The sequence below is a fragment of the Phaeobacter sp. QD34_24 genome (assembly GCF_028890115.1).
Classification (GTDB): Bacteria; Pseudomonadota; Alphaproteobacteria; order Rhodobacterales; family Rhodobacteraceae; genus Phycobacter.
This window is the reverse complement of the sequence record NZ_JARCJD010000016.1, coordinates 27,434-40,135: the sequence shown is the minus strand read 5'-3', so window position 1 is coordinate 40,135 and position 12,702 is coordinate 27,434. Positions and strand designations below refer to the sequence as shown.

The window sequence follows — 12,702 nt, the reverse complement described above, 5'->3', positions numbered from 1 at the left end:
ATCTCACTGCCTTGGCGCGATGCGCCGGGCTCAGCCCTCCAGCCGGGTCAGATCCGCCACCTGGCCGCAGACCTTGCGAATCTGGCCCAGCAGGTTCAGCCGGTTGCGACGCACGATCTCGTTGTCGGAGTTGACCTGCACCGCCTCGAAGAAGGCGTCGATCGGTTGCCGCAATGCGGCCATGCCGCCCATGGCGGCCGCGAAATCCTCGGCCTCGATGGCCGAGGAGATCGCCCCCTCGCCCAGTTCCAGCGCATCGAACAGCGCGTTTTCGCTCTCGTCCTCGGCGAATTTCTTGTCGGCCCCAAAGGAATACTCCACCCCGTCCTTTTCCTCGGCCTGGGACAGGATGTTGTTGGCGCGCTTGAAGCCCTGCAGCAGGTTTTCCCCGTCTTCGGTCGTCAGGAAGGCCTCCAGCGCGCGGGCGCGTTTCACCAGCAGGGTCAGATCGTCATTGCCTGCCATGGCGATACAGGCGTCGATCACATCGTGACGGATGCCCTGATCGCGCAGGAAGACCTTCAGGCGGTCATGGAAGAAGCCCAGGAGATCGCGCGACACATCCGGCAGGCTCTCCTTCAGCTCTTCCATATGCTTGGGCAGATCCCCATCGAAGGCATCCAGAACCGTACGCACGGCCGAGCCAAAGACACCGTGGTCGGCAATCTCCTCGATCATGTCCTTCATCAGCCCTGCCGACACCGCATCATCACCGTTCTGCGCCAGCTCGTGCCGCAGCAGATGCGCATCGATATGCTGATCCAAGGGCGTGCGGATATCGTTTTCCAACACCAGACGGATCACCCCCAGCGCGGCACGGCGCAGCGCAAAGGGATCCTTCGAACCGGTCGGTTTTTCGTCGATGGCCCAGAAGCCGGTCAGCGTGTCCAGCTTGTCGGCCAGGGCGACCACGACCGAAAGCGCCTCGGTCGGCACATCGTCCGAGGGCCCGAGCGGCGAGTAATGCTGCTGGCAGGCGTTCGCAACGTCCTGCGGCAGACCAGCGGCCTCGGCGTAGTAGCGGCCCATCAGGCCCTGCAGCTCGGGGAACTCATAGACCATTTCGGACGAGAGATCCGCCTTGGCCACACGCGCGGCCTGCTCGGCCAGATCCGCATCGGCGCCCATCACCGGCGCCAGCTCGCGCGCCAGCGCGGCGATACGTTCGATCCGCTCGGCCTGGGTGCCCAGCTTGTTGTGGAAGGTCACATTCGCCAGCGCCTCGGTCCAGCTGCTCATGCCCGCCTTGGCGATGCGCAGGTCGTTCTCCCAGAAGAACTTCGCATCGGCCAGACGCGCCGACAGCACCTTCTGGTTGCCTGCCAGAATGGTGGCGCCGTGATCGGCGGTCTCGCGGTTGGCAACGGTGATGAAGCCTTCGATCCGTCCTGTCTTGGGATTGCGCACCGAGAAGAACTTCTGATGCTCCTTCATCGAGGTCTGCAGCACCTCGGGCGGCAGGCCCAGGAAATCGTCATCGATCTTGCCCATCAGCACCACCGGCCATTCCACCAGGCCCGCGACCTCGGCCAGAAGGCCCTTGTCCTCGACCACTTCAAGCCCTGCGGCAAAGGCCTGGTTGGTGGCGTCATGCCAGATCGCATCGGCGCGTTCCGCCGGATCCAGGATCACATGGGCACGCTTCAGCTTGACACTGTAATCCTCGAATGAGCTGACCACAAAGGCACCCGGCGCCATGAAGCGATGGCCTTGCGTGGTGTCGCCTGCCGTCAGGCCATCGATTTCAAAGGGCACGACTTCGGCGCCCGCTTCATCCGACAGGATGCAGAGGATCGATTGCAAGGGACGCACCCAGCGCAAGGATCCAGCCCCCCAGCGCATGGATTTCGGCCAGGGGAAATTGCGGATCGTTGTTTCCAGAACCTCGGCGATGATCTCCGCCGCCGGGCGGCCCGGCTTTTCGATCATGGCAAAGTAGACGGCGCCCTTGGGCGTGTCGCGCTCTTCCAGCTGATCGCGGGAAATCCCGGCACCGCGCAGGAAGCCCTCGACCGCCTTGTCCGGCGCGCCGACCTTGGGGCCTTTGCGCTCTTCCCGGATGGTGGGGCTTTCGGCCAGCAGGCCCTCCAGCGCCAGGGTCAGGCGGCGCGGTGTCGACAGGGCATGGGCCGCCGCATAGGTGAGACCGGCCTCGACCAGACCGTCGGTCATCCGCTTTTTCAGATCCTCCGCCGCACGCGCCTGCATGCGGGCCGGGATTTCCTCGGAAAACAGTTCAATCAGCAGGTCGGGCATTCCAGGTCCTCTGGGGTAGTTGCGCAGTGTGGTTGGGGGGGCGCAAGACAGTCTTCAGTCGGTCAGTACAGTAACGGGTGGCGGGCTGACAGGTTTTTCATCAATCCCGTTCGGGGCAGGCTTCGGTGACGATGGCGCTGCCATCATAGGTCTGCTTGCCGCAATTGTTCAGCTCGTGCCAGGCAAAGCCCTGGCCCTGGTCGGTGATCGCCACGATCCGATCCACCCCGTAAGAGATGTTCTTGACCGAAAGGAAGGCGGTTGCCGAGCCATCCTGCAAGGCGGCGCCCAGGGCAGCGGCATCGAAACAGTCGAACCAGCCCGGCGCATTGCGCGGCGCGGTCAGCTGGGAGAGGGTGTATTCCCGGGCCAGATCCTGCGGCGTCAGACGGGTTGTGAAACAAGCCCTATAGCGGATCGGAGAGCTGTCGGCATCGATCGCCTGAAAACCCTCATAGGCGATCGGGCGCGGATCCGAGCCGTCCAGCGGTGTCAGCACCACATCGCGCCCCGGCTGCAGCGTCACATCCTCGTAGAACCCATAGACCTGCAGGTAGTACATGGAGGCCCCGGCGACCAGCGCCGAGATCCCCAGGATGATTGCAAGAACCTTGCCCAGCATGGCATCTATCCCCCTCAGGCGGCCTGGCCGCCCGCTTCGGTTTGCACGAATGCGTCGGCGCATTGCTTGGCCAGCGCCCGCACACGACCGATATAGGCCTGACGCTCGGTGACGGAAATCACCCCGCGCGCATCCAGCAGGTTGAAGATATGGCTGGCCTTGATGCACTGGTCATAGGCCGGGTGCGCCATGATGATGCGCTTGCCAGTCTTGGGATCGATATGCTCCTGCGACAGGATCTGGGTGCATTCCTGTTCGGCCTCTTCAAAGTGGCGCAGCAGCACCTCGGTGTTGGCGACATCGAAGTTCCAGCGCGCGTATTCCTCTTCGGTCTGCTTGAAGACATCGCCATAGGTCAGCGGGATCGGCGCATCCGGATCGTTGAAGGGCATGTCCATCACGTGATCGATGCCCAGCACATACATCGCCAGACGTTCCAGCCCGTAGGTCAGCTCGCCGGAGACCGGGGCGCAGTCATGGCCGCCCACCTGCTGGAAATAGGTGAACTGGCTGACTTCCATACCGTCGCACCAGACCTCCCAGCCCAGTCCCCAGGCACCCAGGGTCGGGCTTTCCCAGTCGTCCTCGACGAAACGGATGTCGTGCAGCTCCATGTCGATGCCAATGGCTTCGAGGCTGCCAAGATACAGCTCTTGCAGGTTCGGCGGGCTCGGTTTGATCAGCACCTGATACTGGTAATAGTGCTGCAAGCGGTTCGGGTTCTCACCATAGCGCCCGTCGGTCGGGCGGCGCGAGGGCTGCACATAGGCGGCGGCCCAGGGCGCCGAACCCAGCGAGCGCAGGGTCGTGGCCGGGTGAAAGGTGCCCGCGCCCACTTCCATGTCATAGGGCTGCATGATGGCGCAGCCCTTGGATGCCCAATAGGCCTGAAGCCGCAGGATGATCTCCTGGAAAGAGCGCGGGGCGCCCGCAGGAGCGGAAGAGGCGGCAGCGCCGCTGGTGGTCTGGGTCATGTCAGATCCCTCTCTGGGACATCTCGATAGGACAGCAAATGCGGTGTTCTTCCTATGCAAGCCCCCGCCCATGGTCAACGGCTAGTCGTGCCGCATGTCCGGCACAGGCGGACCTTGTGCCTCGGATTGGATCAAAGGTGATGGATTGCTGCATCAAGCGATGAATTCCCCCCTCCCGGGAGTTTCATTTGTCCCGGCAAAATGTTTATCTGCGCTCCAACATTTTACCCCATCGGGATAGAGGTCCTGCAATGAAAAGAATACTCACCGCCCTGCTGCTGGCGCTCAATACAATTGCATTTTATCTGGTTGCCCCGGCGCAGGCGCAACAGGCCGGTCAGGAAAGCGTCTGGATTCAGATCGCCGCGCGCCCCTCGCTTGCCGAGGCCCAACAGGAAGCACAGTCCTATGCCGCCCGCCTGCCGGATGTGGCCGGGTTCACCCTTGGCGCAGGATGGTACGGTATCGTGCTCGGCCCCTATTCGCGCGCCGATGCGGAACGGGTCCTGCAGGTCTACCGCACCGAAAGACAGATCCCGCGCGACAGTTTCATCGCCTTCCAGGCCAATCTGCGCAACCAGTTCTACCCGGTTGGTGCGCGCGATCAGGCAACGGCGGTGGCCCCGGTCACGGCGCAGGCCGCAGACCCCGCCGTCAGCGCACCGCAACCGCAGGTGACCCTCCCGGATGAGACGCCCGCACAGGCGCGCCGCAGCGAACAGGCCCTGTCCCGCGACGAGAAAATGGAGCTGCAAGTCGCCCTCAAGGCCGCCGGTTTCTACACCGCGGCCATCGATGGCTCCTTTGGCCGGGGCACCCGCCAATCCATGTCCGACTGGCAGGTCTACAAGGGGTTTGAGCCCACCGGCGTTCTGACCACCGCCCAGCGCAAGCTGCTGCTCGACGATTACAATGCGCCGCTGATTTCCGTCGGCATGGCCGAGGTCATGGATACCGGTGCGGGCATTACCATGCAAATTCCCGCTGGCGAAGTTGCCTTTGCCCGCTATGAATCGCCCTTTGCCCAATATGACAGCAGTGGCGACCTTGGAGTGCGCGTGCTCTTGATCAGCCAGCGCGGCGACAAGAACACCCTGTTCGGCCTTTATGACATCATGCAGACGCTGGAAGTCGTCCCGCTGGAGGGCCCGCGTGAACGCGGCAGCGACAGTTTCACCATCGAAGGACGCAATGGCCGGATCGTCTCCCACACCGAAGCCAGCCTGAAAAACGGCGAGATCAAGGGCTTTACCCTGATCTGGCCCGCTGGGGACGATGCCCGCCGCGCCCGTGTTCTGGCCGCGATGCAGGACAGTTTCACCCGGATCGACGGGGTATTGGACGATGCCGCGGGCAGCGATCTGGCACAGAGCGTGGATTTGCTGGCCGGTCTCGAGGTACGCAAACCGCGCCTGTCGCGCTCGGGCTTCTTCGTGGGACAGAACGGCGCCGTCGTGACCACCTCGGATGTGGTCGCGGGCTGCAGCCGGATTACCCTCGATCACGGGTATCAGGCCACGGTTGCGGTCAATGACCCGGCAACCGGCCTGGCGATCCTCGAGCCCGTCGATAAGCTGGCCCCCATCGCCGTGGCCGGCTTCATCACCCAATCCCCGCGTCTGAAATCCGACGTCGCCGCTTCGGGCTTTTCCTACGAAGGGGTCCTGGGCGCTCCCAGCCTGACCTTTGGCACCCTGGCTGACCTCAAGAGCCTGGATGGCGACAGCGGCGTCATCCGCCTGGATCTGAGCGCCCAGCCGGGCGATGTCGGCGGGCCGGTCCTGGATGCCTCTGGCGCGGTACTGGGCATGCTGCTGCCGCATCAGATCCAGGGGCGCGTCCTGCCCGAGGGCGTCAGCTTTGGCCTCTCCGCCGCGACCCTGCGCGAAGCCCTGCTCGCGGCAGGCGTCAAGGCTTCCGAACAGGCGGGGGATGGCAGCGCGCTCTCGAACGAAGCCCTGGTGCGCCATGCCACCGGCATGACCGTCCTGGTCAGCTGCTGGGACTGAGGGCCGCCGCCCTCCCTTTGCATGCCGTCCTCTGGCATGCCACCCCTGACCATCAAGAAAGGCCGGAGCAGATCTGCTCCGGCCTTTGTCCTTTGGCAGTCTGAGACAAAAGCGCCTCAGAAGGCGTGGATACGCCCATCCCAGGTATGGAAACACCCGGTGGTTTCGATATCCAGCACATCGAATTCATGCAGGAGACCGGTCACGGACTCCTCAACCGAAATCTCGCCTTCGCTGCCGCCCATGTCGGTGCGCACCCAGCCGGGGTGGTAGATCCCGACCGCGATGCCCTCGGGCCGCAGGTCACTGGCCAGGTTGCGCCCGATATTGAGCGCCGCCGCCTTGGAGGCGCGATAGGCATAGCTGCCCCCCGGGGCGCGGGCATGGCTCGCCATCTGCGAGGAGATGATCGCGATCTTCGGCACCTTGGACAGACGCAGGTTCGGCAACAGCGCCTGTACCGTCAGGAATACGCCGGTGACATTGACCGCCAGGCTCTTGGCCCAAACCTCGGCGGTGTATTCCTCCAGGGCCATCCCCTTGTCGAGGTAGACACCGGCATTGCAGACCAGAAGATCGATCGGCTTGTCGCCAAGCTGCGCGGCAAAACGCGCCTGCTGACCGGGATCGCAGACATCCAGCCGCACGCCGGAGGAATGATCGCGGGAGGTGCCGGTGACCTCATGCCCGGCTTGCGTCAGCCGCGTGACCAACTCCCGCCCGATACCCCGGCTTGCCCCGGTGACAACTGCATGCATGGATGGATTCCTTCAATTCGTCTTTCGCGCGGGGCCGAACGGCAAAGGCAGCACCGGCACCCCGTCTTCAATCAGCGATTTGGCCTCTTCCGGGCGCGCCTCGCCATGGATCGCACGGGCCGGGGCATCGCCCAGATGCATCGCCCGTGCCTGCGATACAAAATCCTTGCCCACGTAGTCGGAGTTCTCCTCGACCTTCTTGCGCAGCTCCTGGATCGCCTTTTCCATTTCGCTGGCCGGCGCGCTCAGGGCGCCTTGCGTCTGGGCCGGGGCCGCCGGTTCGTGGCTGTCCGAGGGCTGCGCCGCATCTGGGCTCTCGGCCTCGCCGACCGAGGAGACCGCCTTGCGGCCGGGGCGCACGCGCGGCGCCATGATGGCCTTTTCCACCTTCTCCGAGCCACAGACCGCACAGGAGACCAGCCCGGCGACGGCCAATTTGTCATAGGCGGCGGCGGACTGGAACCAGCTGTCAAAGCTGTGGCCTTCGGCGCATTTCAGGCTGTAACGTATCATCTGTTATCCCGTTGCTGCTCCTGCCCAATAGGTGTTGCGGTGCCCAAACTTCAAGAGTTGAAAAGATCCGAGCCAAGTGTCAGCGGATCGAACCCGGCCAAAATCCCCTGCAATCCCTTTTCCTGCACCAGCGCGGCGGCCTTGCGCGGGGACTTCCAGGCCCGTTGCCGTTCCGCCTGCTCCGGGAAATTGTCCTGCAACCCGGTGACAAGCACCGGATAGACACGCACCACACAGGGCAGAGGTGTCAATTCACGCCGCCACTTTTCATAGGCGTATTCGCCCAGGCACTGATCCAGCGGCACGCCCCGCGCGCCCGCCTCTTCCCAAGCCTCGATCGCGGCGGATTGGGCCAGGCTGCGTCCCGGGATGGGCCAGCCCTTGGGCAGGATCCAGCGCCCGGTTCCACGCGAGGTGATCATCAGGATCCGCGGCTTTCCGGTCCTGGTGATGCGAAAACACAGGGCTGCGACCTGTGTCGCGGTATCCGTCTGCGTCTTTGAGACAGCAGAGAGCGCCGATTGGTTCAATGGGTCAACACCTGATGTGCGGGGCATCGCCCCTTCCTGACCCTGTGATAGCAGATAACCGGGGCGCTATTGAAGCGGGCTTTGCACATTCACGCACAATTGCGGTGCCATCGGGTCACATCCCCACGGATACCATCCCAGCCCCCTTCTGACAGGGCCAGGCCAAGCACCCGTTCGGGGTTGGTCGGCGGCGGCATCACGACGCCTGCCAGTTTTTCAAACCCGAACCGGCTGTAATAGGGCGCATCGCCCACCAGCATGACCCGCTTCCAGCCGCTCTCGACCGCCCGCGCCAGGCTGTCGCGGATCAGCGAGCCCCCCAGCCCCTCGCCCTGATGCGTGGGGTGTACCGCAACCGGCCCCAGCAATAGCGCATCCGCCGCCCCGACATGCACCGGCCAGAACCGGATTGCACCGGCCAGGATGCCCTGCTCATCCCGCGCCACCAGGCTCAATCCCGAAACCGGCGCCACCCCATCGCGCAAACGATAGGAGGACAGCGCCTCGCGCCCCGGCGCAAAGCACAGATCGTATAGGGCCTCGACCTCCCAGCGGTCGTCGGGCTGCTCCGGTTTCAATTCGATCACGCCACTCACGCCTCCGCGAAATCGTCCCAAGAGGGGTGGAAATCGCCCTAACACGGGCCTAAGCATTGAGCAAACACTTGGAGATGCGCATGTTCTACCGCCCCGAAGACGGCCACGGCCTGCCCCACAACCCGTTCAACGCTGTGATCACCCCGCGCCCGATCGGCTGGATCTCGTCCCGCTCGGGCGACGGCGTGAACAACCTGGCGCCCTATTCCTTCTTCAACGGCGTCGCCTACACACCGCCCCAGGTGATGTTCGCCTCGACAGGCAGCAAGGACGACCAGGCGAACACCAAGGACAGCATGGCCAATATCGAGGAAACCGGCGTCTTCTGCGTCAATATCGTCGCCTACGCCATGCGCGATGCGATGAACGCCAGCTCGCAGACCCTGGGCAAAGAGGTGGATGAGTTCGCTCATGCGGGCCTCACAGCGGTTGAATGCGAGACCATCAACTGCGCCCGGATTGCAGATGCCCCTGCGGCGCTGGAATGCAAGCTCACCAAGATCGTCGACCTGCCCGGCGTCTCCAACCGCGTCGCCTTTGGCGAGGTGACCGGCGTGCACCTGCGCGACGATTGCCTGAAGGACGGGCTGTTCGATGTCACCACCTTCGAGCCGCTCGCGCGCCTTGGCTACCGCGATTACTCCCGCGTGACAGAGGTCTTCTCGCTGGCGCGCCCCGACGATTGAGGCGACTGGACCATGCCCCTGCCCGATCCCGGCCTGCGCCACCCGATCATCCTGCCCGACGGCAGCCCCCACGCGGGCACCGTGATGCTGAAACAGGCGGTGGACCATCCGAACTTTCAAGTCGGCGCCTACAGCTATGCCTCGGATTTCGACCCACCACAGGACTGGGCAGCGCATCTGGCGCCCTATCTATTTCCCGGCGCGCGCGAGAGGCTTGTGATCGGGCGCTTCTGCCAGATCGCCCATGGCGCACGCTTCATCACCTCTTCGGCCAATCACGGGCAGGAGGGGCTCTCCTGCTACCCCTTCCCGGTCTTTGATCCTGATCAGATGGCCGGGTTTCAGCCCGATACCCGCGATACGGTGATCGGCAACGATGTCTGGATCGGCTATGGCGCAATGATCCTGCCTGGTGCCCGCATCGGCGATGGCGCCATCATCGGCGCGGGCGCCGTGGTGCGTGGCACGGTGCCCGCCTATGGCATCGTCACCGGCAATCCGGGTCGCGCCGAACGGTTCCGCTTTTCCAAGCCCCAGATCGCGCGGCTGCTGGCGCTGAAATGGTGGGACTGGCCGGTCGACCTGATCCTGCGCGCCGAACCTGCGCTGACCTCTGGCGATCTCGACATGCTCGAAAGCCTCGCCCCGGACTGAGCCGCGCCCAAGCTGCTGCTTCGGAGCCACCCTCGACGCAGACCCAAGGGCGCAAGGCCGGGTCAAGTGCAAGCCAAATTGCCGAGGCTCCGCGCCCCATATCAGGGGGCGTGGATACGGCCATTTTGCTTGTCACGCCGGGCAGGCCTTGTGCCAGACGGGCAGCGCGAGGGGGGATCTGATGCTGCTGCTTTGGTGAGCCCGAGATGATCTTCCAATAACAAGGGCCTGTGGATCTGCATCCACAGGCCCTCGATACAGAACTATGGCTGCACTCAGTGCCCGCCCAAAACCCCCGTCTTGACCGAATAATCCACCGCCAATGCGTATTCCGGGTCATCATCACTATCGACCATCAGGTGACCCGCCTTGGACAGAAGCTGGTGACAATCGCGGCTGAGGTGACGCAACACGATGGTCTTGCCCGCCTCCTCATATTTGGCCGCCAGCGCCTCGATCGCCTGCAGGGCGGATTGGTCCACCACGCGGCTGTTGGCGAAATCGACGATCACGCGGTCGGGGTCGCCCGCCACATCGAACAGCTCGATAAACCCGTCGGTGGAGCCAAAGAACAGCGGTCCCTCGATCTCATAGACCTTGGCGCCCTTGTCGCTGACAGAATCGCGGGTGCGCGCGTGGATGCGGCGGGCGTTGTTCCAGGCATAGGCCAGCGCCGAAACAATGACACCGACGACCACGGCAACGGCAAGGTCGCTCATCACGGTCACAACGGTCACCAGCACGATCACAAAGGCATCCGTCAGCGGCACCTTGGTCATCACCTTGAAGCTGTTCCAGGCAAAGGTGCCGATCACCACCATGAACATCACGCCCACCAGGGCGGCCAGCGGGATCTGTTCGATCAGCGGCGAGGCCACGACGATGAACAGCAGCAGGAACAGCGCGGCGGCGATCCCGGCGATGCGGGTGCGCCCCCCCGATTTCACGTTGATCATCGACTGGCCGATCATGGCGCAGCCGCCCATGCCGCCAAAGAAGCCGGTCACGATATTGGACGTGCCTTGCGCGATACACTCCTGGCTGGCACCGCCGCGCTTGCCGGTGATCTCTCCCACCAGGTTCAAGGTCAGCAGGCTTTCGATCAACCCGATGGCGGCCAGGATCACCGCATAGGGCAGGATGATCTGGAAGGTCTCGAAGGTGAAGGGCGCCAGCATGGTGCCATATAGCCCCTCGCCGGTGCCGAAGGGGTTGTGGAAACTCGGCAGGCCGCCCTCGATCGAGGCCATGTCGCCGACGCGCGGCACATCAAGGCCGAGCGCAATCACCAGGATCGCCACGATACCGATCCCCGCCAGCGGCGCCGGGATGACGCTGGTGATCTTCGGCGTGCCCCAGATGATTAGCATGGTCAGACCCACAAGACCCAGCATCAGGTACAAGGACATGCCGCTCAGCCATTCGGCCCCGCCCGTGCCCGGCACCTTGAACTGCGTCAGCTGCGCCAGGAAGATCACGATGGCCAGACCGTTCACGAAACCCAGCATCACCGGATGCGGCACCAGGCGGATGAACTTGCCCCAATGCATCACCCCGGCAATGACCTGCAGGATCCCCATAAGGATTACCGTGGCAAAGAGGTATTCGACTCCATGCTCGGCCACCAGAGCCACCATCACCACCGCCAGCGCCCCCGTGGCGCCAGAGATCATGCCGGGCCGCCCGCCGATCACCGCCGTGATCAGACCGACCATGAAGGCCGCATAAAGGCCGACCAGCGGGTGCACGCCCGCGACAAAGGCAAAGGCCACCGCCTCGGGCACCAGGGCGAGCGCCACGGTCAGCCCCGATAGAAGCTCGGTCCGCACCCGGCCCACGGACCAGCCCTCGTCCTGCATGATCGAAAGGTTGGGCGGAGAGATACGATTGGCCAAAAGGGCCATGGCGGCGCGTTTCATCAAGAATACCTGTGATTGGAGGAGGTCACTGTGCTGACCCGCCCCTAGACCAAATCGCCCCGTGACACAAGGTTTGCGGGCCTTCTCCGCCGTGTTGCCCTTTTCCCTGCCCGCAGTTTGCCCATCGCCTATGGGGGCATCGCCGCGAAAACCATCGGCCTGCAATGACCGCGTCAACAGGATGCCCCTCTTGCCAACGCATCGGCCCGGCGGCACAACAAGGCAACGCCAATATTCCAGTCAGTATTCCAGCGGGAGACCCAGAGGTGAGCGCAGAGACTTCGAAACAGACCATGATCGCCGTGATCGGCGGCTCGGGCATCTATGACATCGACGGGCTTGACGGGGCCGAATGGGTCAATGTGGAAACGCCCTGGGGCGCCCCCTCGGACCAGATCCTGACAGGTACGCTGGACGGCGTAAAAATGGCTTTCCTGCCCCGCCACGGGCGCGGTCACGTGCATTCCCCGACCGAAGTGCCCTACCGCGCCAATATCGACGCGCTGAAACGGCTTGGGGTCACGGATGTGTTTTCCGTTTCTGCCTGCGGATCGTTTCGCGAAGAGATGGCGCCAGGCGATTTCGTCATCGTGGACCAGTTCATCGACCGCACCTTTGCCCGCGAAAAATCCTTCTTCGGCACCGGCTGCGTCGCCCATGTGAGCGTCGCCCACCCCACCTGTGACCGCCTGAGCGACGCCGCCGAGGCTGCCGCGCGCGATGCGGGCATCAAGGTGCACCGGGGCGGCACCTACCTGTGCATGGAGGGACCGCAGTTTTCCTCTGTCGCGGAAAGCAAGATGTACCGCGAAAGCTGGGGCTGCGACGTCATCGGCATGACCAACATGCCCGAGGCCAAGCTCGCCCGCGAGGCAGAGCTGTGTTACGCCTCCATCGCCATGGTCACCGACTATGACAGCTGGCACCCAGATCACGGCGCGGTGGACATCAGTGCGATTCTGGCAACCCTTCAGGGCAATTCGAACAATGGCCGCGAATTGGTGCGCCGCCTGCCGGGGATCCTCGGCGCCGAGCGCACGCCCTGCCCGCATGGCTGCGACCGGGCGCTGGAGTTTGCCATCATGACCGCCCCCGAAAAACGCGACCCGGCGCTCTTGTCAAAGCTGGACGCCGTCGCCGGGCGCGTTCTGAACGCCTGACCCTGAGGTCAAGGCCCCCGAACAA

At 63.9% G+C, this 12,702-nt stretch carries 12 protein-coding genes; 4 read left to right on the top strand and 8 right to left on the bottom strand.

The features are described 5' to 3' along the window. Positions 1 to 30: 30 nt before the first annotated feature. The 3 genes from glyS to PXK07_RS13625 form a co-directional block, all read right to left on the bottom strand. Complete coding sequence (glyS, locus tag PXK07_RS13635) at positions 31 to 2,256, bottom strand: glycine--tRNA ligase subunit beta (protein WP_274848881.1); 2,226 nt, start codon at positions 2,254 to 2,256, stop codon at positions 31 to 33. Positions 2,257 to 2,356: 100 nt separating this feature from the next. Then, positions 2,357 to 2,878, bottom strand: a complete 522-nt coding sequence (locus PXK07_RS13630; RefSeq protein ID WP_274848880.1) for a DUF6446 family protein — start codon at positions 2,876 to 2,878, stop codon at positions 2,357 to 2,359. A 14-nt stretch (positions 2,879 to 2,892) separates the two neighbouring features. Next, positions 2,893 to 3,852, bottom strand: a complete 960-nt coding sequence (locus tag PXK07_RS13625) for a glycine--tRNA ligase subunit alpha (protein ID WP_274848879.1) — start codon at positions 3,850 to 3,852, stop codon at positions 2,893 to 2,895. 251 nt (positions 3,853 to 4,103) lie between these two features. On the opposite strand from PXK07_RS13625, the gene PXK07_RS13620 reads away from it, so the two are divergent. After that, positions 4,104 to 5,861 (top strand): trypsin-like peptidase domain-containing protein, encoded by a 1,758-nt coding sequence (locus PXK07_RS13620; RefSeq protein ID WP_274848878.1) that lies wholly within the window; start codon positions 4,104 to 4,106, stop codon positions 5,859 to 5,861. Between the two features lie 116 nt (positions 5,862 to 5,977). Here the strand turns inward: PXK07_RS13620 and PXK07_RS13615 are convergent, their stop codons facing one another. The 4 genes from PXK07_RS13615 to PXK07_RS13600 all read right to left on the bottom strand — a co-directional run bounded on the left by PXK07_RS13615 (position 5,978) and on the right by PXK07_RS13600 (position 8,249). Beyond that, positions 5,978 to 6,619 carry an SDR family oxidoreductase gene (locus PXK07_RS13615; RefSeq protein ID WP_274848877.1) on the bottom strand — a complete coding sequence of 214 codons (642 nt, stop codon included), beginning with the start codon at positions 6,617 to 6,619 and terminating at the stop codon, positions 5,978 to 5,980. A 12-nt stretch (positions 6,620 to 6,631) separates the two neighbouring features. Continuing rightward, on the bottom strand, positions 6,632 to 7,132 hold the full coding sequence (locus PXK07_RS13610) for a DUF1178 family protein (protein ID WP_274848876.1): 501 nt from the start codon (positions 7,130 to 7,132) through the stop codon (positions 6,632 to 6,634). A gap of 50 nt (positions 7,133 to 7,182) precedes the next feature. Then, the gene (locus PXK07_RS13605; protein ID WP_274848874.1) at positions 7,183 to 7,689 is read right to left on the bottom strand and encodes an NUDIX hydrolase; all 507 of its coding nucleotides are present in this window, start codon (positions 7,687 to 7,689) and stop codon (positions 7,183 to 7,185) included. Between the two features lie 62 nt (positions 7,690 to 7,751). Then, positions 7,752 to 8,249 (bottom strand): GNAT family N-acetyltransferase, encoded by a 498-nt coding sequence (locus PXK07_RS13600; RefSeq protein WP_274848873.1) that lies wholly within the window; start codon positions 8,247 to 8,249, stop codon positions 7,752 to 7,754. An 89-nt stretch (positions 8,250 to 8,338) separates the two neighbouring features. Here PXK07_RS13600 and PXK07_RS13595 point away from each other — a divergent pair, with 89 nt between their 5' ends. Both PXK07_RS13595 and PXK07_RS13590 read left to right on the top strand, forming a co-directional pair. Beyond that, positions 8,339 to 8,944 carry a flavin reductase family protein gene (locus tag PXK07_RS13595; RefSeq protein ID WP_274848872.1) on the top strand — a complete coding sequence of 202 codons (606 nt, stop codon included), beginning with the start codon at positions 8,339 to 8,341 and terminating at the stop codon, positions 8,942 to 8,944. A 12-nt stretch (positions 8,945 to 8,956) separates the two neighbouring features. Next, a complete protein-coding gene (locus PXK07_RS13590) occupies positions 8,957 to 9,598 on the top strand; it encodes a CatB-related O-acetyltransferase (protein WP_274848871.1) in 642 nt (213 codons plus the stop codon). A 275-nt stretch (positions 9,599 to 9,873) separates the two neighbouring features. Here PXK07_RS13590 and PXK07_RS13585 read toward each other — a convergent pair whose 3' ends face one another. Next, positions 9,874 to 11,517 (bottom strand): SulP family inorganic anion transporter, encoded by a 1,644-nt coding sequence (locus PXK07_RS13585; protein ID WP_274848870.1) that lies wholly within the window; start codon positions 11,515 to 11,517, stop codon positions 9,874 to 9,876. A 293-nt stretch (positions 11,518 to 11,810) separates the two neighbouring features. Here PXK07_RS13585 and PXK07_RS13580 point away from each other — a divergent pair, with 293 nt between their 5' ends. Beyond that, positions 11,811 to 12,677, top strand: coding sequence for an S-methyl-5'-thioadenosine phosphorylase (locus tag PXK07_RS13580; protein WP_274848947.1), 867 nt, complete (start codon positions 11,811 to 11,813; stop codon positions 12,675 to 12,677). Positions 12,678 to 12,702: the final 25 nt, after the last annotated feature.